Origin of the sequence: Cribrihabitans pelagius, assembly GCF_048820915.1 — a bacterium.
GTDB lineage: Bacteria > Pseudomonadota > Alphaproteobacteria > Rhodobacterales > Rhodobacteraceae > Cribrihabitans_A > Cribrihabitans_A pelagius.
The window spans coordinates 45,576-64,784 of record NZ_JBMERR010000021.1 but is presented as its reverse complement, the minus strand read 5'-3'; the positions used below and the strand labels follow the sequence as shown (position 1 = coordinate 64,784).

Sequence of the window (19,209 nt, the reverse complement as noted above, 5' to 3'; positions counted from 1 at the left end):
GCCGGGCCAAGAGGACAATGCACCTGCGGCGGCGGGCTGCCAGCGCCGTCAGGACCCTTCCGGAAAATCCGGAGCATGCAGTTCTCCCCAGGTGCGGATGGCATTCATGACCGGGGCAAGCGCTCTCCCGCGCTCAGTGAGATGGTATTCCCACCGCGGCGGGTTCTGCGAATAGGCCCGCCGTTCGAGCACTCCGCTGTCTTCCAGCTTGCGCAGCCGCCCTGACAACGTGTTGGGCGACACTTTCAGCACGTCCTGAAGGTCCTGAAACCTGCGCGCGCCCTCCAGAAAGAACTCGCGCAGGATCAGCAGGGTCCACTGATCCCCCATCACAGTCGAAGCCCGCAGCACCGGGCAGTTCTGGCGTATTTCCTGGCTCATGCAGGAAATCTAGTTACCGGACTTGCAAATGTGAAGTCACTACTTATTTGATAGTAACTTCCAAAATGGAACTTACAGAGACCTCGGATCCACAGGAGTAAGGACATGTTTGAAACGATCGCAACTGCCTGGGTGCAGGCCTTCGCCGTCATACTGCCCGCCTTCGCGGTTGGCATCATCAGCATCGGAGCCCTCAGGTCCGGTCTTCCGGTCTGGCAATCGGCCGCGGGGGTGGCCGTGGCGGCAGCCGTACTGGGGCTCTGGCACCCGCTGGTGGTTATGCTGGCCAAAGCCGGGGTTCTGATGCCGCCGCTGGCGATAACCGACCCGCCATACGCCCTGATGCCGCTGTTCGGCGGGGCCATCCTGCTTTGGGGGCTGGGCCGGCTGACGGTCACCGGCCGGGCAATTCTCGGCAGTTTGGATCACGCCCTGCTGATCAGCATTCAGAGCCTCCGGCTGATGGGGGGCGTGTTTCTTCTGGGCTGGCTGATGGGGGCCCTGCCCTGGCAATTCGCGCTGCCCGCCGGCATCGGTGACATTCTGGCCGGTATTGCCGCGATCCAGGCCCTGCGCGCCCTCAATCGCGGCGACGCGAATTCAGAGGATCTGGTGCGCCGCGCCAGCTACATCGGCCTGCTCGACTTTACCCTCGCCGTCAGCCTGGGCATCGCCACCTCCGCAGGCGCTTTGCAGTTCATGGCCTTCGATAATCCCAACATCATCAACGCCTACCCGCTGGCCCTGTTCCCAGAATATTTCGTGCCGGTGTTCATTGCCTTCCAGCTGTTCTCCCTCGGCGCCCTGCGCCGCAGCAGCCGCAGGCTTGCTGCCGCGTGAACACATTAGAGCGGCAGTCCTTTGGCATTGCCGCTCCGAGCCGGCCGCCTCGGGTCTTTGCCGCAACCGTCAGTCAACCCGGCCCGTATTGGTCCGCGCACCGCTCCTCCGCAGCCTTGCGGCTCTTGCTACCCCTGCCGCGCTGGCCTAGAACGCTTGCCAAACAGAGACATTCGGATACGGCGGAACACCATGCTCGACCTGACATATGAACTCCCCAAGCCCAAGGTGATCGCGGGCGCCAAGCATGACTGGGAACTGGTCATCGGCATGGAGGTGCATGCCCAGGTCAGTTCCAAATCCAAGCTGTTCTCAGGCGCCTCCACCAAATTCGGCGCCGAGCCGAACTCCAACGTGGCCTTCGTCGATGCGGCGATGCCCGGCATGCTGCCGGTGATCAACGAGTTCTGCGTCGAGCAAGCCGTGCGCACCGGGCTGGGGCTGAAGGCGGAGATCAACCTGTGGTCGGCCTTCGACCGCAAGAACTACTTCTACCCGGATCTGCCGCAGGGTTACCAGATTTCCCAGCTTTATCATCCCATTGTGGGCGAAGGCGAAGTGCTGGTGGAGCTGGGCGACGGCACCGCGCGCAACGTGCGGGTCGAGCGCATCCACATGGAGCAGGACGCGGGCAAGTCGATCCACGACATGGACCCGAACATGTCCTTCGTCGACCTGAACCGCACCGGTGTCTGCCTGATGGAGATCGTCTCCCGCCCCGACATCCGCGGGCCGGAGGAAGCCGCGGCGTACATCGCCAAGCTGCGCCAGATCATGCAGTATCTCGGCACCTGCGACGGCAACATGCAGAACGGCAACCTGCGCGCCGACGTGAACGTCTCGGTCTGTCTGCCGGGCCAGTACGAGAAGTACCAGGAAACCCAGGACTTCTCGCACTTGGGCACCCGCTGCGAGATCAAGAACATGAACTCGATGCGCTTCATCCAGCAGGCCATTGAGGTCGAGGCGCGCCGCCAGATTGCGATCATCGAGGCTGGCGGAAAGATCGACCAGGAAACCCGGCTGTATGACCCGGACAAGGGCGAAACCCGCTCCATGCGCTCCAAGGAAGAGGCGCATGACTACCGCTACTTCCCCGACCCCGATCTGCTGCCGCTGGAGATCGAGCAGGACTGGGTCGACGGCATCAAGGCCAGCCTCCCGGAGCTGCCGGACGAGAAGAAGGCACGCTTCATCAACGACTTCGGCCTCAGCGACTATGACGCCTCAGTGCTGACGGCGGATGTGGAATCGGCGGCCTATTTCGAAGCCGTGGCATCGGGCCGCAACGGCAAGCTGGCCGCGAACTGGGTCATCAACGAGCTGTTCGGCCGCCTGAAGAAGGAAGACCATGCGATCACCGAGTCGCCGGTCTCCCCGGCACAGCTTGGCGGCATCATCGACCTGATCGCCTCGGACGCGATTTCCGGCAAGATCGCCAAGGACCTCTTTGAGATCGTCTACACCGAAGGCGGCGACCCGGCGCAGATCGTTGAAGAGCGCGGCATGAAGCAGGTGACGGATACTGGCGCCATCGAGACCGCCCTGGACGAGATCATCGCCGCCAACCCGGCGCAGGTGGAAAAGGCCAAGGTGAACCCGAAGCTGGCAGGCTGGTTTGTCGGCCAGGTGATGAAAGCCACCGGCGGCAAGGCCAACCCCAAGGCGGTGAACGAGCTGGTGGCAAAGAAACTGGGCGGCTGACCGCGGCGGAATTGATTGCAGAAGGGCGCCCCGGAGGCGCCCTTTTTTAGGTGTGTACGCATATCGCATTGGCCGTCCAACCCGCCGAATGCGTGCCCCGAAGCGACCAGCCGCGCATCGGCGGCGCGCGCGGTGGCGATGCGAACCGGTATGGCTGGCAGTTTATCCCGGCAAAGTCCGTACATCCTCTCGAGGGACCGTCCAGCCGCTGCCAAATCGCCACCGCGTGGGGGCGCGCCGGCGATGCGCGGCGGCCTTGTCCCGCGCCGGTTGGGTCAATACCGGAAGCAGGACAGAGAGGCGCTTCCTCCTCCCCCGCCTTGACCTTCCCCGCGCCAGCCGCTTTGCTCCGGTCAAAATCCCAGGGAGGTTTCATGGACCGCACATTCGATCAGGAACTCGAGGACCGGCTGGTCCGCTACGCCGCCATCGACAGCCAGAGCGACGAAACCTCGTCCACCACTCCCAGCACCAAGATCCAGTTCGACATGCTGCGCCTCTTGGAAGCAGAATTGCGGGAGATCGGCGCGCGGGACGTGCAACTCACCGATTACGGCGTGGTCCTGGCGACCATCCCCGGCACTGCGCCGGGGCCGGCCGTCGGCTTCCTCGCCCATGTCGACACCGCGCCCCAGTTCAATGCAACCGGCGTCAAACCGCGGGTGATAAAAAATTACGATGGCGGCGATATCACCTACCCTGACAACCCGGCTCTCGTGCTGTCACCTCGGAAATCCCCGTACCTTGCCTCCAAGAAAGGCGACGACCTGATCACCGCCTCCGGCCTCACGCTGCTGGGCGCGGACGACAAGGCAGGCGTTGCCATCGTGATGACGCTGGCGCGGCACCTGCTGGCGAACCCGGAGATCAAACACCCGAAAATCCGCCTCGCCTTCACCCCGGACGAGGAGATCGGCCGCGGCGTCACCGAACAGCTGCCCAAGGACCTTGGCGTGGACTTCGCCTATACGCTCGACGGCGGCGAGGCGGGCGAGATCGTCTACGAGAGCTTCTCCGCCGACCGCGCGGTGGTGACGGTGAAGGGCGTCTCGATCCACCCCGGCTGGGCCAAGGAAAAGATGGTGAACGCCGCGCATCTGGCGGCGAAGATCGTCCAGACCCTGCCGCAGGCCACCATGACGCCGGAGACCACCGAGGGGCGCGAAGGCTTCCTGCATGTCACCGACATGAACGGCGGCTCCTCGGAAATGGAGATCAAGCTGATCCTGCGCGACTTCGAGCGCGACGGGCTGGCCGCCAAGGGCGATCTCCTGCGCAAGGTCTGCGCGGCGGTGCAGGCGTCCGAGCCGCGGGCGGAGATCACCTGCGAGATCCACCCGCAGTACCGCAACATGCGCTACTGGCTGGAGAACGACATGACCCCGGTCGACCTGGCGCTGGCGGCTTGCAAAGCGCAGGGGATTGCGCCCGTCTCCGCGCCGATCCGCGGCGGCACCGACGGCTCCCGGCTGACCGAGTTCGGCGTGCCCACGCCCAACATCTTCACCGGCATGCAGAACGTGCACGGGCCGCTGGAATGGATTTCGGTACAGGACATGGCCAAGGCCACGGAGGTGTGCCTGACGCTGGTGCAGACGGCGGCGGCAAAGGACTGAGGTCGCGGCGGGAGCCGGAATACTGCAAAAATTCCGGCCCGGAAGAATCGCATTTTTCCGGGCCGTTTCCCTCGCTGAAACCAGCGCCCCGGCGGGCGCGGCCAAATCGCCGCGTCCCTTGACCCTTACCCCCATTCCGCTAAACCTGCAGGCCCAGACAGGAGAGGCTCATGCAAGCTTTTGAGTACAAGGTCGTCCCCGCCCCCGCCAAGGGCACCAAGGCGAAAGGGCTGAAAGGTCCTGAGGCGCGCTTTGCCAATTCGATCGAGCTCCTGCTGAACGAGATGGCCGCTGAGGGCTGGGAGTTCCAGCGCGCCGAGATTCTGCCGAGCGAAGAGCGCGCGGGGCTCGCAAGCTCCACCACCAATTGGCGCAATCTCCTGGTGTTCCGCCGCGCCGTGGCTGCAGAGAGGCCCGGGGACGCGCCGGGCGGCAGCCGCAGGGAACCGGCGGCCCCGGCCGTATCCTTCCGCCACAGCGAAGCCGCCGCACCGCCGCTGGCGGCAGCGCCGGACACCCGCGAAGCACCGGCCCTGCGCAGGGCAGAGCCGGCCAGGCCGCTTGGCGCAGCAGGCGGCGAGGCGCAGCCGGACGTCCGCCCGGCACCAAGGCTCGACACCGGGTCCGGCGCGGCAGAGGCCCGGCCGGGCGCGCAGGCGGAAGAACCCGGCGCGGACGCCGCCGCCAAGACACCCGGCGAGAGGGACTGAGCGGCCCGGCCGTTCCCGGCGCGTGCCCCTTCAGCCCTCCCGCTCCTCAGGCGCCGATGTCGAGCGCGAGCGCGTGGATGCGCGGGACGATATCGCCCAGCGCCTTGTGCACCGCCCGGTGCCGCTTCACCCGGCTCATGCCCTCGAAGGCAGCGGCGCGGATGCGCACCCGGAAATGGCTCTCCCCGGAGCCATCGTCGCCGGCATGACCTGCATGTTTGTGGCTTTCGTTTTCCACCTCCAGCTCGGCCGGCGCAAAGGCCATTTGCAGCCGCGCCTCGATTTCGCTGCTTACGTTCATTTTCCGCTCATCCTCATAAAAAGTGCCGGCGCCCCCCTTCTATCTCCCGCCCCTTAGACTAAACTGCTGCCTCCGAGTCGAATAGATGCGTCTAGAAGGTGCGCCCCATGAGCAAATCCGATCCCTTCGGTTTCGATATGTCCATCCGATCCGCGAAGAAGAAGAATCCGCGCGGGCGGCGGGCCGCCACCGGCGCGTCCGAGACCTCCGTCCGCGTCTGCGACAAGGACGGCTGCAACGAGCCCGGCAAGTTCCGCGCCCCCAAGGCGCCGGACGTGCTGGACGACTTCTACTGGTTCTGCCAGGAGCACGTGCGCGAGTACAACAACTCGTGGAATTTCTTCGAAGGCACCACCGAGGCGGAGCTGAACGCGCAGCAGTCCAAGGACAAGGTGTGGGAGCGCACCACCCGCCCGCTGGGCGACCCGGAAGCGCGCGCCTGGGCCCGGCTCGGCATCGAGGACCCGCATCAGGTACTGGGCGCCAATGCCACCCGCAACCCCGGCCGCTCTGCCGCCACCGGCCGCCGCCTGCCGCCGACCGAACGCCGCGCGGTCGAGATTCTGGAAGCCAAGGACGACTGGTCCAAGGCCGACATCCGCAAGGCCTACAAGAAGCTGATCAAGGTGCTGCACCCGGACATGAACGGCGGCGACCGCAGCCAGGAAGAACAGCTGCAGGAGGTCATGTGGGCCTGGGACCAGCTGAAGGACAGCCGCAGCTTCAAATAAGGCCCTGCGGGCAGGGGCCGAAGTCGGAACACGGATTTTTTTGTGGGGGCGGCGTTGGCCGCCCCCTTTGCGTTCCTGGAGATCGGTAAATGGGGGGCCGCAGTTAATCGCGCTGGCAGACTTTCCTTCGCAGACAACCGGCTCACCGGCGTGTTTCTGGCACAGGCGCAGCAAATACCGCGCACGCTCCGGCGCCCCAATCTCCCCGGCGCGGGACAAGGCCGCACGGCCGCCGCGCATGGCCGGCGCGCACCGTCGAAGCGCAGCTTCTCGTCTCTGGCAGGCATCCAAGCCCGCGCGCCGGCACCAAAGCCGCCCGCCGCGCAAACCCAAGGCGTGCCGGGCTATCCTTCCGGTCACGGCCTGCGGCATCCGCGCGCCGCACAAGGCCCCGCCCATACTTCCGCGACCGCGCATCGTTCCGGATTTTCCCTTAATTTGAACTTATCCCGAAGACGGACAGCAAAAGGGTCCGCCGCCCGGGTCCGCTGCCAGCGCCCGCCCCCGGGCATCAGACCAGTCAGGAGAGTTCACATGCACCGTTTCGTTATCGCCATCCAGCCCGCCTCCCCCCTGCGCCCGCTGGAGATCGGCAAATTCATCGCCGCTGCCCGCCCCCGGGCCCAGGCCGGCGGCGTGACCGGCATGATGACCGGTGGCGGGGCCACCTACTACCAGGTGCTGGAAGGCCCGCAGGACGTGCTGAACCAGATGCTGGACCAGTTGCACGCCGCCGGCCGCTTTGCTTCGGTCCGGGTGATCTCCAGCCGCCCCGCCAAGACGCGCGCCTTTGACAGGCTGAACATGGTCTACGCCAACCCGGCATACCTGGCCCCAGCCGTCCGCACGAGCTTTGCCGCCCTGGAAGAAGCCCGCAGCAACACGCAGCAGGCAGAGGCGGCCGAGGCCTTTGTCGCCACCCACGCCCGGACCGCAGCCTGATCGCTTCCATCTGCCACCCGGTGTGAGGGGCGTCCCGGTGCAGGCCGGGGCGCCCCGCTTTGCCGTTCTGCTCCCCCGGCGCGGAGCAAGGCCGCGGGCTGCCGCGCATCGCCGCCACGCTTCCACGCGGCGGCGATTAGACTGAGGCTGGACACACCGCCGAGAAGGCGCACGGGTTTGGCCAGGATAAACCGCCAGCCACGCCCGTTCAGATCGCCTTCCGCGCGCGCCGCCGAAGCGCTGCTTCCCCGCTTTGGCAGGCGTCCGGGCCCGCCCCGCAGCTCCAAAGCAGACCGCAGCACGAACCAAAGTCGCTGCGGGCTATCCGTTTGGTCACATTCGGCAAAATCTGCGCGCCGCAAGAGCCCCCGGACATACCTTCGCGCCCGCGCGCTCCTTCGGGTTTTCCGCTAATTTTGAGGTGTAGCAGCGGAGACCGCTGCTGCCGCACACATCGGGCGGCATTCCCAAAATCCAACTGCCGCCCGGTGTGAGGGGCGCCCCGGCGCAATCCGGGGCGCCCCGCTTTGCCGTCCCGCACCATCGCGCCTTCGCCCGCTGCCGGTTCAGGATACGCCAATCGCCGCGTCAGCAGGACCCATGGCACGGTTCCCCTTGCCCTTGCGCCCCAGATCAGGCACCAATCCAGCAGATTTGGCCCCTGGACGCAGGGCAGAAGGATAAGGATCGACGGCGATGACCGATGGCTTTGTGGATATGAATGCGAAACCGACCGAAACCATTTCGGTCCGCGATGTCTTCGGTATCGAAACCGACATGACGATCAAGGGCTTCGCCGAGGGCACCGAGCGGGTCCCGGCGCTGGACCCGACCTATAAATTCGACCCCGAGACCACCCTGGCGATTCTCGCAGGGTTCGGCCACAACCGCCGCGTGATGATCCAAGGCTACCACGGCACCGGCAAGTCGACCCATATCGAGCAGGTCGCGGCCCGTCTGAACTGGCCTGCGGTGCGGGTGAACCTCGACAGCCACATCTCCCGCATCGACCTCATCGGCAAGGACGCGATCAAGCTGCGCGACGGCAAGCAGGTGACCGAATTCCACGAGGGCATCCTGCCCTGGGCGCTGCGCAACCCGGTCGCCATCGTGTTCGACGAATACGACGCGGGCCGCGCCGACGTGATGTTCGTGATCCAGCGGGTGCTGGAGCATGACGGCAAGCTGACCCTCTTGGATCAGAACGAGATCATCACCCCGAACCCTTACTTCCGCCTGTTTGCGACCGCCAACACCGTGGGCCTCGGCGATACCACCGGGCTCTATCACGGCACCCAGCAGATCAACCAGGCGCAGATGGACCGCTGGTCGCTGGTCTCAACCCTGAACTACCTGAGCCATGATGCCGAAAGCGCCATCGTCCTGTCGAAGGCGCCGCATTACAACACCGAGAAGGGCCGCAAGACGATCAGCCAGATGGTCTCGGTTGCGGATCTGACCCGCACCGCCTTCATGAACGGCGACCTGTCCACCGTGATGAGCCCCCGGACAGTGATCAACTGGGCCCAGAACGCCGAGATCTTCCGCGACGTCGGCTATGCCTTCCGCCTGTCGTTCCTCAACAAATGCGACGAGCTGGAGCGCCAGACCGTGGCCGAGTTCTACCAGCGCTGCTTCGACGAGGAGCTGCCGGAGAGCGCCGCCAGCGTGAGCCTGGGCTGAGCGGCGGGACCGGGCGGATGCACATCGGCTTGATCGGCGGGATCGGGGTTGCGGCCACTATCGCCTACTACCAGCGCCTGACGGCGGCGGTGGAGCGGCGCGGCGGCACTCTGGATCTCACCATCAGCCACGGCGACATCCAGACCCTGATCCGCAACAACCTGGCAGACGCGCGCGCGCCGCAGGCGGACATCTTCGCGCGCCAGATCGACCGGCTGAAGGGGGCGGGCTGCGACTGCGTGGCACTCACCTCGCTGGGGGCGCACTACTGCGTGGAAGAGATGAATGCGCTGTCGCCGCTGCCCGTGATCTCCGGCGCCGACCCGCTCGATGCGCATTTCGCCGCCCAAGGGGTAAGGCGCATCGGCCTGCTCGGCACCCGCGTGGTGATGCGTACCCGGCTCTACGGCCAGCTGGCGCAGACGGAGGCCGTGGCGCTGGATGACGAAATCGAGACCCTGGGCCAGGCCTATCAGGAGGTGGCCGTGGCCGGGCACTGCACACCGGAGCAGCGCGCGCTCTTCCTCGATGCCGGGCGCCGCATGGTGCAGGATCTGGGCGCCGAGGCCATCGTGCTGGCCGGAACCGACCTGAACCTGGCCTTTGACAACCAGGCCCCGGGCTATACCGTAATTGACGCGCTGGATGTGCATGTATCGGTGCTCGCCGATCTCGCCACCGGGCGCCTCAGCCTTGATGAAGCGGCGATGAAGCAATGAAAAAACCGAACGACAACCCCGCCGATCCGTTCAAGAAGGCGCTCGCCGAAGCCACCAAGGTGATGGCCGACGACCCGGAACTCTCGGTCAGCTACACGGTCGACCCCTCGGGGCTCTCAGGCGATACCATGCGGCTGCCGCAGGTCTCCCGCCGAATGACCCGCGAGGAGGTGCTGCTGGCCCGCGGCACCGCCGATGCGCTGGCGCTGCGGCACAAGTTCCACGATGACGCCACCCACGCAAAGTATGTCCCGCAGGGCGAAATGGCCCGCGACCTCTACGAGGCGATGGAGACCGCCCGCTGCGAGGCGATGGGCGCGCGCCACATGCCGGGCACGGCCTCGAACATCGACGTGAAGATCCGCAACGAGGCGATCCGGCGCGGCTACGACCAGATGAAGACCTCCTCCGAAGCGCCGCTTGCGGCCTCGGCCGGCTACCTGATCCGCCATCTCGCCACCGGCCGCCCGCTGCCGGAAGGGGCTGCCAACATCATGGAGCTGTGGCGCGGCTTTATCGAAGCCCAGGCCGGCGGCACGCTGGAAGACCTTCAGGACAAGATCGCCGATCAAGCCGAATTTGCCAGATTCGCCCGCCAGGTGATCTCCGACCTCGGCTACGGCGATCAGCTCGGCGACGACCCGGACGAGCTCAGCGACGACCAGGACGATCAGTCCGACGACAGCGCCGAGGAGCAGGACGATCCCGACAGCACCGGCCAGGACGAGTCCGAGGATGAACAGGCCGACGCCAGCCCCGAGCAGAGCCAGGAGCAGCAGCAGGACGAAAGCCAGGCCCAGGTCTCGATGGACGACATGGCCGAGGACGATCTCGCCGAAGAAACCGAGATGCCCGACGGCGAGGCGCCGCTGGAGCCGCCTGCGCCGCCGCCCGCCTCCGAGGCCGACCCGGATTACAAGGTGTTCTTCGACACCCACGACGAGGAAGTCGCCGCCGAGGACCTGGCGGAACCGGCCGAGCTGGAGCGCCTGCGCGCCTATCTCGACCAGCAGCTGGAGCCGCTGAAAGGCGCGGTTTCGCGTCTGGCCAACAAGCTGCAGCGCCGCCTGCAGGCACAGCAGAACCGCTCCTGGGAGTTCGACCGCGAGGAAGGCATCCTGGATGCCGGCCGCCTCGCCCGCGTGGTCGCCAACCCCACCACGCCCTTGAGCTTCAAGGTCGAAAAAGACACCGAATTCCGCGACACGGTGGTGACGCTGCTGCTCGACAACTCCGGCTCGATGCGCGGCCGCCCGATTTCCATCGCGGCGATCTGCGCCGACGTGCTGGCCCGCACGCTGGAGCGCTGCAACGTGAAGGTGGAGATCCTCGGCTTCACCACCCGTGCCTGGAAAGGCGGGCTCGCGCGGGAGGCCTGGCTGAACGAGGGCCGGCCGCAGCAGCCCGGCCGCCTGAACGACCTGCGCCACATCGTCTACAAGGGCGCCGACGCCCCGATGCGCCGCACCCGCGCCAACCTGGGCCTGATGATGAAGGAAGGCCTGCTGAAGGAAAACATCGACGGCGAGGCGCTGGAATGGGCCCACCGCCGCATGGCGGCGCGGCGCGAGGCGCGCAAGATCCTGATGGTGATCTCGGACGGCGCGCCGGTGGACGATTCGACGCTGTCGGTGAACCCCGCGAACTACCTGGAAAAACACCTGCGCGATGTGATCGCCATGGTTGAAAAACGCAAGCAGGTGGAGCTTCTGGCGATCGGCATCGGCCATGACGTCACCCGCTACTATGACCGCGCGGTGACGATCACCGATGTGGAACAGCTGGCGGGCGCGATGACCGAACAGCTCGCCGCGCTCTTCGACAGCGACCCCCGCGCCCGCGCAAGGGTGATGGGGATAGAACGCGCAGTCTGAGCCGCCGCGCCCGGCCGCGAACCGAACACCCAAAAGCAAAAGCCCCCGCCCAGCCTCCGGCGGGGGCTTTTGCCTGCAAAGCGGCGCGCGCGGCCAATCCCCCCGGCCGCAGCCCCTTTCTGACCGCAAATACCCCCGCCGGAGGCCGCGCCCGCAGGGGTGCCCTGTTTGCCTGCCCGCATGACCGCTCCCCGCCAGCCCGCCCGCGCGGCCTCTGCCGCAGCAGGCTTGCCTCCTGCCCGGGAGTTTGGAACAACAGGTCAGCAGCCTGCCGCGCCCGCGCGCAGCGCTTTCCGGGCCGGCGCGCTGGCGGCGGCCTGTCCCAGCAGGAGAGACGCCCATGTTCCAGAATTTCGACGTGACCGCCCGCCCGGAACAGGGCCCGCCCCGGTTGGCCGCCCTGAGGGCCGAGATCGCGGCCGAAGGGCTGGACGGCTTCCTGGTGCCGCGTGCCGACGCGCATCAGGGGGAATACGTGGCACCGCGGGACGAGCGCCTCGCCTGGCTCACCGGCTTCACCGGCTCGGCCGGCTTCTGCGCGGTGCTGGAGAAAAGCGCGGGCGTCTTTGTCGATGGCCGCTACCGCACCCAGGTCAAGCGGCAGGTCGCAGAGGACTTCACCCCCGTGCCCTGGCCCGAAGTGCAGCTGGCGGAATGGCTGAAGCAACAGCTCCCCGGAGGCGGCAAGGTGGGCTATGATGCCTGGCTGCATTCGGCCGGTCAGATCAAGAGCCTCACCAGCGACCTGAAAGGCAGCGGCATCACCCTGGTGCAATGTGCCAATCTTGCAGACCGGGTCTGGCCGGACCAGCCCGCGCCGCCGATGGCGCCGGTCTCTGCCCATCCGATTGAATACGCAGGCGAAACCGCGGAGGACAAATGCGCGCGCCTGGCCCGGGGACTGAAGGAGGCAGGCCAGGCCGCCGCCGTCATCACCCTGCCCGACAGCATCATGTGGCTATTGAACATCCGAGGCGCCGACATCGCCCGCAACCCGGTGGCGCATGGCTTTGCCATCCTGCATTGCGACGGCCGGGTCGATCTGTTCATGGCAGGAGCGAAGCTCGAGGGGCTGGACGGCCATTTCGCCGCCTCCGTCCGGCTGGAGCCGCCGGAGGCCTTCCTGGCCGCGGTGGCAGGCCTCAACGGCCGGGTTGCGGCGGATGCACAAACGCTGCCGCAGATCGTGGCCGATGCGCTGGGGGACCGGTTGGACGCCTCGGGCGATCCCTGCGCCCTGCCAAAGGCACGCAAGAATGCGGCCGAGATCGCGGGCAGCGCCGCTGCCCATCTGCGCGATGGAGCCGCAGTGGTGGAACTTCTGGCCTGGCTCGATGCCCAGCCCGCGGGCAGCCTCAGCGAAATCGCGGTGGTAGAGAAGCTCGAAGCCTTGCGCCGCCAGGACCCCGCCCTGCGCGACATCAGTTTCGAGACCATCGCGGGCACCGGCGAGAACGGCGCCGTCATGCACTACCGCGTGACCACGGAGACCGACACAAGGCTGGAAGACGGCCACCTGCTGGTGCTGGACAGCGGCGGCCAGTACTTCGACGGCACCACCGACATCACCCGCACCGTCGCGATCGGCACACCAGGCGACGCCGAGCGCGCCGCCTTTACCCGGGTCCTGCAGGGGATGATCGCCATGTCCCGCCTGCGCTGGCCAAAAGGGCTTGCGGGCCGCGACATCGAAGCCATCGGCCGGATGCCCCTGTGGCTGGCCGGGCAGGACTTCAACCACGGGCTCGGCCACGGCGTGGGCGCCTATCTCAGCGTGCATGAAGGCCCGCAGCGTCTCAGCCGCACCAGCCACATCGCCCTGGAACCGGGCATGATCCTGTCGAACGAGCCCGGTTACTACCGCGAAGGCGCCTTTGGCATCCGGATCGAAAACCTTCTGGTGGTGGAAGAGGCCCCCGCCCTTGACACCGGCGACCCAGAGCGCGACATGCTATGCTGGCGCACGCTGACATTCGCCCCGGTGGACCGGCGGCTGATTGAGGTGCCGATGCTCAGCTCCGAAGAGAAAAGCTGGCTCAACGCGTATCATCAGGAGGTGCGGGCGAAGATCGCCCCTCGGGTGAGCGCTCCGGCGAAAGCGTGGCTTGATGCCGCAACCGCCGTGATCTGAGACCTGGGTGTCACAGTGCCCGGCTACTGTCCGAAACGAACGAACATGATGGGAAGATAAAACATGACCGCGATCCGTATCCGTAAATCCGAAGGCACTTGGGTGGTCCGCTCCGGCGGCGCCGTTCTGGGCGAGACCAAGAATGCGCTGGAGCTGACGGAGGACGGACACGCGCCGGTGATCTACTTCCCGCGCGGCGACATCGCGATGGCCTTTCTGGATCGCAGCAAGAAGACCAGCCATTGCCCGCTGAAGGGTGACACCACCTATTTTTCCATCGTGAACAAATCCTCGATCACGCCCGATGCCGCCTGGAGCTATGAGAACCCGGTGGGCGAAGCCGCGGCGATCAAGGATCACGTGGCCTTCCATCTCAGCGACTCGGTGAAGGTCGAACAGGTCTGATCCGGCCACAGGCCCAAGACGGCCAGCACGGCACCGGCGGCCCGCTCCAGGGCCGCCGTTTTTGTGTCGGAAAGCGGGCTGCAAAACCGGAGCCTGCAAGGCGGCCAGCGGGCGCGCCCGGGTCTTGCGGACAGCCCCAGACCCGCCCCGGCTGACCCGGCGTCTTTGGAAATCGTGAATGTGCGCTGTTGGCTGCGAGGGCCGCCGTGTCCCGGAGGCGGCCCTGGCATGTCCCGGCGCGCCGGAGCGCGCGCATGCCGGGTTCAGATCGGGCCAGGATCAGGCCAGAACGGAATTGCTGAGATAAAGCCGCGCCTTTTCCACCGCCTCGCCGCAGCCGAGTCCGTCCCGGTCGCGCGCGCATTGCAGGGTATAGTCGATCACGGCCATCAGGGCCGCGCGCTCGTTCTCAGATTTGTTCGCTTTCTTGTGGTCTTCGGCCTCTTGCGGGCCAACTGCGGTATTGCGCATTATGTTCCTGCCGAAGGTTGTTAACCTTTGTTATCGCCTGTTTAACATTTTTGGCTCCGGCGCGATTTCGATCAATTGGAATCTGCAACCCGCGGCTGCGACGGGTAAATCTGCGGCGAAACCGTGGCAAAAAAGCGGCGCTCTTCCGCCGATGCCCCTGCCTCCGCGGAGCATTCAAGCTTGAAATCGCTGCATAACGGTTTCGAAAAGAGACCAAATGCGCCAGTCAAGCCCGGAAGCGCGAATCCCCGGCGCGCGGAAAATGCGGGAAATGTGCAAATCGGCCCCTGGCCCGCATCAGAGCATTCGCCCCTCCGCCTGCCGCCGTCAAAGCGGCCTCAGCGGTGCTCTTCCGCGGCGGTGGCGGCGAGCGCGCGGCTGTAGGCCTTCAGCGCATCCACGTGGTAGAGCGCGCCGATCAGCTCGCTGCCGTCGTTCTCCGCCGTCAGCACCGGCAGGAAGGCGACCTCGGCGCGGTCAAAGACCGGCATCGCAGCCTCCAGCGAGCCGGACCCGCGCAAGAACAGCCCCTCCGCAACCAGCGCCGCGCACTCCTCGCGGCTGGCACAGCGGCTGCTGCCCAGAGGCCGCATCACCGCGCCGGTGCGGATCAGCGCCAGCAGATAGGCCTGGGGACCCGCCGCGCAGTGGATGTTGCGCCGCTCGAGCTGCGACAGGAAGAAGGAGCGGTGCACCAGCCGCGAGGCAAGCGCGGTGGACATCGACACCGACACCATCACCGCAAGACCGATCTGCCAGTCGCCGGTCAGCTCGAACACGATGAGCGTGGTCGAGATCGGCGCGCCCAGCACCGCCGCGGTTACCGCCCCCATGCCGGCAAAAGCATAAAGCGTGTGGGTGCCAGAGACGTCCGGCAGCACCGAGGTGGCAATGAGCCCGAACGCCAACCCGGTCAGCGCTCCGATCATCAGCGAGGGCGAGAACACGCCGCCGCCCATGCGCCCGCCCATGGTGATCGCCAGCGCCGCGGTCTTGACCACGGCAAAGATGATCGCCTGCCCCAGAAGCAGCCCGCCGGTCAGCGCCAGCACCGTGGTCTCGTAGCCGACGCCGATAATATGCGGATACCAGATCGCGATCACCCCCAGCATCGCGCCGGAGACTGCCGGGCGCAGCCAGCGCGGCAGGCGGATGCGCTCCTGCACCGAGGTGCCGATGCGGTCGGCCAGGAAGATCGAGCGGATCACCACGGCCGCGACCAGCCCGCAGATCAGCCCGAGCAGCAGAAAGGCCGGCAGCTCGACATAGAATTGCAGCGCGCCGGGGGTGTTGAGGGTGAATTCGGTGACATCGCCGTATTCCAGCCGGTTGATCACCGTGCCCGCGACCGAGGCGATGACGATGGGGCCAAACGCATTGACCGCGAAGTGCCGCAGCACCACCTCCAGCGCAAACAGCGCGCCCGCGATCGGCGCATTGAAGCTGGCCGAGACCGCGGCCGCCACCGCACAGCCCAGAAGGTCGCGCCCGGTGATGCCGTTGGCGTTGATGCGGTTGCTGACCCAGGTGGAGATCACCGCCGCCATATGCACCACCGGCCCCTCGCGCCCGGTGGAACCACCGGTCGACAGCGTCAGAAAGGAGGCCAGCGCCGAGGCCGCGCCTTCGCGCACCTCCACCCGGCCGTCGTGCAGCGCCGCACCCTCGATCACATCGGCCACCGAGCGCACCCGGCCGTCGGGCGTGAAGCGGTCGAGGATCAGCCCGACGACCAGCCCGCCGCCGGCGGCGATGCCGACCAGCACGTACCACGGCAGGTCCTGGGCGAAACTGTGCAGATGCCGCAGATCCGGCGCGCCGTAGACCCAGGCCTGCAGCGCGGTGATGCCCTTGCGGAAGAACAGCGCGGCAAAGCCTGCGGCAATGCCGATCAAGAGCGCGATCAGCCAGAACTGGAACTGGCTGGGGCCGCGGTTGCGCAGGATGCGCCAGACGTCTTTGAGCGCCGCACGCCAGTGCGCGTGCTGGGCAGAGAGGAAGGAACGCAGATCATGCACCATGGGGGCCCGGTGGTCTTTTTCGTCTTTTAAATCATGACACTGCCACCCCGGCAGTTAAAAATCCATCACCTGCAGCAAGCAGGGCCAGGCGCGGGCACGGACTGCGGCCCGGAAGCGTCAGCCAGGCTCAGCCCGCCAGCAGGGCGCGGGCGGCGGCGCGGGCCTCTTCGGTGATGGTGTCGCCCGACACCATCCGGGCCAGTTCGTCGACCCGCTCGGCAGCGGCCAGCGGCACCACTTGCGACAGCGTCATGCCCTCGACCACCTGCTTGCGCACCTGCCAGTGATGGCCGCCAAGCGCCGCCACCTGCGGCGAATGGGTCACGACCAGCACCTGCCCGCCCGCCGCCAAGTCGCGCAGGCGCCGGCCAACAGCATTGGCAGTGGCGCCGCCGACGCCGCGGTCGATCTCGTCAAAGATCAGTGTCTTGCCGCTTTCTTCGCCGCGCAGGCAGACTTTCAGCGCCAGAAGGAACCGGCTGAGCTCGCCGCCGGAGGCGATCTTGTTCAAGGGGCCTGCCGGGGCGCCGGGGTTGGTGGCGACGGTGAAGGCCACCGCGTCCTTGCCCTCGGGGCCGGGCTCGCTGTCCTCGATGCGGGTCTCGAAAACCGCGCGTTCCATCTTCAGCGGCGCCAGTTCGGCCATCACCGCAGCATCCAGCGCCGCGGCACTCTTGCGGCGGGCATCGCTCAGCGCATCAGCCGCAGCGGCATAGGCGGCCTCGGCCGCTTTCAACGTGGCTTCCTGATCGGCCAGGTTCTGCCCGCCCGCATCCAGCGCCGCGAGCTTCTGGCGCAGGCTGTCGGCGTAATCACCCAGATCATCGGGCTGCACCCCATGCTTGCGGGCCTGGGCACGGATCTCGAACAGGCGCTCCTCGCAGTCTTCCAGATCGCCCGGGTTGAACTCCAGCCGTTCCAGCACCGCCTCGACGCCGCCCTGGGCCTCGCCCAGCTCGATCATCGCGCGGCTGAGGGCCGAAAGCGGCTCGTCCAGGCCGGTGTCCTCTTCGCGGCCCGCGACACTTTCCAGCCAGCGCTGCGCTTCGCCCATCGCGGATTCGGCACCCTCGCTGAGCAGTGCAAAGGCGCGGGCAACGTCGCCGCGGATGCGCTCCGCACCCTGCATCCCGCGGCGGCGCGCGTCCAGCGCCGCGTCTTCGCCCGGCTGCGGGTCGAGCTTGTCGAGCTCCGCCACCGCGTGGCGCAGGAACTCCTCCTCGGCCCGCACGGCGTCGAGCGCGGCACGGGTCTCCGCCACCGTCTTGCGGGCGCGGGCGGCGGCGGTCCAGGCGGCGCGCACGGCGGCCAGCTCGGGGCTCACGCGGGCAAACTCATCCAACAGAGCACGGTGGCCGCGCGGGTTCAGAAGGCCGCGGTCGTCGTGCTGGCCGTGCAGTTCCACCAGGGTTTCGGACAGCGCCCTGAGCACCTCTCCCGAACAGCGGCGGTCGTTGACCCAGGCGGTCTTGCGGCCCTCGGCGGTGTTGACGCGGCGCAGGATCAGTTCGCGCCCGCCAGGCAGGCCCGCGTCCTCCAGCACCCGGTGCGCGGCGTGGCCTTCGGGCAGGTCGAACTCTGCCACCACCTCCCCCTGAGCCGCCCCCTGGCGCACCAGCTCGGCGCGGCCGCGCCAGCCCAGCACAAAGCCCAGAGAGTCGAGCAGGATCGACTTGCCCGCGCCGGTCTCGCCAGTGAGCACATTGAGCCCGGGCTGAAAGTTCAGCTCCAGATGGTCGATGATCAAGATATCCCGGATATCCAGCGCGCGCAGCATGGCCCCGCCCCTACACAACGGCTGTTGCTACAGCCACTGCCCCTTGACCGTCTGCCGGTAGATCTGGCTCAGCCAGTTGTTGCCGCGGTCCCTGAGCTCAAGCCCCTGAGCCGTCAGCAGCCTGTAGCTGTCCTGATACCATTCGGTCGATTGATAGTTATGGCCCAGAATGGCGCCCGCGGTCTGTGCCTCGTCGGTGAGGCCCAGCGACAGATACGCCTCCACCAGCCGGTGCAGCGCCTCGGGCGTGTGGCTGGTGGTCTGGAAGTCCTCCACCACCACGCGGAAGCGGTTGATGGCCGAGGTGAAATGCTTGCGGCGCAGGTAGTAGCGCCCGATCTCCATCTCCTTCGCCGCGAGATGGTCGAACGCGAGGTCGAATTTCAGGATCGCCGAATTGGCGTACTGGCTTTCCGGGTAGACCTCGATCACCGTGCGCAGCGCCTGCAGCGCCTGGAAGGTCAGGCCCTGGTCGCGGCCGACCTCGTCGATCTGGTCGTAGTAGCTCAGCGCCAGCAGGTACTGGGCATAGGCCGCGTCCTCGTCCGCCGGGTAGACATCGATAAAGCGCTGCGCGGCGGCGCGGCTATTCTCGTAGTCGCGGGCCTGGTGATAGGCGAAGGCCTGCATGATCAGCGCCTGCTTGGCCCACTCGGAATAGGGATAGAGACGCTCGATCTCGGCGAAATAATAGGCCGCGTCCTTGGTGCGGTCGCGGGCCAGTTCGAATTCGCCGCGCTCGTAGATCTGTTCCGGCGAGTAGGTCTCCAGCGACTCGGCGCGCCTGACCGCGTCGCCATCGGCGCCGCCGCAGCCCGCCAGGACCGCCAACAGAAGAACCGTGCCCAGCGTTTTGGCTGCTGCCCTGATGCCGTTCATCTTGCCTAACCTCACCGTCTTCGA

The 19,209-nt window shown here is 66.8% G+C and carries 17 protein-coding genes; 11 read left to right on the top strand and 6 right to left on the bottom strand.

Translation table 11 applies throughout. The features are described 5' to 3' along the window. Nucleotides 1–48 precede the first annotated feature (48 nt). Nucleotides 49–381: a winged helix-turn-helix transcriptional regulator gene (locus tag ACOHX0_RS17500; RefSeq protein WP_420678435.1), complete on the bottom strand. Its 333-nt coding sequence runs from the start codon at nucleotides 379–381 to the stop codon at nucleotides 49–51. Nucleotides 382–486: 105 nt separating this feature from the next. Here ACOHX0_RS17500 and ACOHX0_RS17495 point away from each other — a divergent pair, with 105 nt between their 5' ends. The 4 genes from ACOHX0_RS17495 to ACOHX0_RS17480 all read left to right on the top strand — a co-directional run bounded on the left by ACOHX0_RS17495 (nucleotide 487) and on the right by ACOHX0_RS17480 (nucleotide 5,251). Continuing rightward, a complete protein-coding gene (locus ACOHX0_RS17495; protein ID WP_420678434.1) occupies nucleotides 487–1,221 on the top strand; it encodes a hypothetical protein in 735 nt (244 codons plus the stop codon). A gap of 192 nt (nucleotides 1,222–1,413) precedes the next feature. Further along, nucleotides 1,414–2,925 (top strand): Asp-tRNA(Asn)/Glu-tRNA(Gln) amidotransferase subunit GatB, encoded by a 1,512-nt coding sequence (gene gatB / locus ACOHX0_RS17490; RefSeq protein ID WP_420678433.1) that lies wholly within the window; start codon nucleotides 1,414–1,416, stop codon nucleotides 2,923–2,925. Nucleotides 2,926–3,299: 374 nt separating this feature from the next. Continuing rightward, entirely contained in the window at nucleotides 3,300–4,541 is a 1,242-nt protein-coding gene (gene pepT, locus ACOHX0_RS17485; protein WP_420678432.1) for a peptidase T, read from the top strand. A gap of 170 nt (nucleotides 4,542–4,711) precedes the next feature. Then, on the top strand, nucleotides 4,712–5,251 hold the full coding sequence (locus ACOHX0_RS17480) for a DUF4177 domain-containing protein (RefSeq protein WP_420678431.1): 540 nt from the start codon (nucleotides 4,712–4,714) through the stop codon (nucleotides 5,249–5,251). A 46-nt stretch (nucleotides 5,252–5,297) separates the two neighbouring features. Here the strand turns inward: ACOHX0_RS17480 and ACOHX0_RS17475 are convergent, their stop codons facing one another. Beyond that, nucleotides 5,298–5,552, bottom strand: a complete 255-nt coding sequence (locus ACOHX0_RS17475) for a BolA family protein (RefSeq protein WP_420678430.1) — start codon at nucleotides 5,550–5,552, stop codon at nucleotides 5,298–5,300. A 107-nt stretch (nucleotides 5,553–5,659) separates the two neighbouring features. Between ACOHX0_RS17475 and ACOHX0_RS17470 the strand changes: the two genes are divergently transcribed. The 7 genes from ACOHX0_RS17470 (at nucleotide 5,660) to ACOHX0_RS17440 (ending at nucleotide 14,037) form a co-directional block, all read left to right on the top strand. Then, nucleotides 5,660–6,283: a DnaJ domain-containing protein gene (locus ACOHX0_RS17470; RefSeq protein ID WP_420678429.1), complete on the top strand. Its 624-nt coding sequence runs from the start codon at nucleotides 5,660–5,662 to the stop codon at nucleotides 6,281–6,283. Between the two features lie 534 nt (nucleotides 6,284–6,817). After that, complete coding sequence (locus ACOHX0_RS17465; protein WP_420678427.1) at nucleotides 6,818–7,225, top strand: BLUF domain-containing protein; 408 nt, start codon at nucleotides 6,818–6,820, stop codon at nucleotides 7,223–7,225. Between the two features lie 696 nt (nucleotides 7,226–7,921). Further along, entirely contained in the window at nucleotides 7,922–8,908 is a 987-nt protein-coding gene (gene cobS, locus ACOHX0_RS17460; protein ID WP_420678426.1) for a cobaltochelatase subunit CobS, read from the top strand. 17 nt (nucleotides 8,909–8,925) lie between these two features. Continuing rightward, a complete protein-coding gene (locus ACOHX0_RS17455; protein WP_420678425.1) occupies nucleotides 8,926–9,627 on the top strand; it encodes an aspartate/glutamate racemase family protein in 702 nt (233 codons plus the stop codon). Next, nucleotides 9,624–11,501, top strand: a complete 1,878-nt coding sequence (gene cobT / locus ACOHX0_RS17450; protein ID WP_420678424.1) for a cobaltochelatase subunit CobT — start codon at nucleotides 9,624–9,626, stop codon at nucleotides 11,499–11,501. The genes ACOHX0_RS17455 and cobT overlap by 4 nt, the downstream gene beginning before the upstream one ends. A 340-nt stretch (nucleotides 11,502–11,841) precedes the next feature. Then, entirely contained in the window at nucleotides 11,842–13,632 is a 1,791-nt protein-coding gene (locus tag ACOHX0_RS17445; RefSeq protein ID WP_420678423.1) for an aminopeptidase P family protein, read from the top strand. A gap of 63 nt (nucleotides 13,633–13,695) precedes the next feature. Beyond that, nucleotides 13,696–14,037: a DUF427 domain-containing protein gene (locus ACOHX0_RS17440; protein WP_420678422.1), complete on the top strand. Its 342-nt coding sequence runs from the start codon at nucleotides 13,696–13,698 to the stop codon at nucleotides 14,035–14,037. A gap of 279 nt (nucleotides 14,038–14,316) precedes the next feature. Here the strand turns inward: ACOHX0_RS17440 and ACOHX0_RS17435 are convergent, their stop codons facing one another. The 4 genes from ACOHX0_RS17435 to ACOHX0_RS17420 form a co-directional block, all read right to left on the bottom strand. After that, a complete protein-coding gene (locus ACOHX0_RS17435; protein WP_420678420.1) occupies nucleotides 14,317–14,508 on the bottom strand; it encodes a hypothetical protein in 192 nt (63 codons plus the stop codon). 338 nt (nucleotides 14,509–14,846) lie between these two features. Further along, nucleotides 14,847–16,529 carry a chloride channel protein gene (locus tag ACOHX0_RS17430; protein ID WP_420678419.1) on the bottom strand — a complete coding sequence of 561 codons (1,683 nt, stop codon included), beginning with the start codon at nucleotides 16,527–16,529 and terminating at the stop codon, nucleotides 14,847–14,849. A gap of 127 nt (nucleotides 16,530–16,656) precedes the next feature. Continuing rightward, nucleotides 16,657–18,306: a DNA repair protein RecN gene (recN, locus tag ACOHX0_RS17425; protein WP_420678418.1), complete on the bottom strand. Its 1,650-nt coding sequence runs from the start codon at nucleotides 18,304–18,306 to the stop codon at nucleotides 16,657–16,659. Nucleotides 18,307–18,333: 27 nt separating this feature from the next. Further along, nucleotides 18,334–19,185 carry an outer membrane protein assembly factor BamD gene (locus ACOHX0_RS17420; RefSeq protein WP_420678417.1) on the bottom strand — a complete coding sequence of 284 codons (852 nt, stop codon included), beginning with the start codon at nucleotides 19,183–19,185 and terminating at the stop codon, nucleotides 18,334–18,336. Nucleotides 19,186–19,209 lie beyond the last annotated feature (24 nt).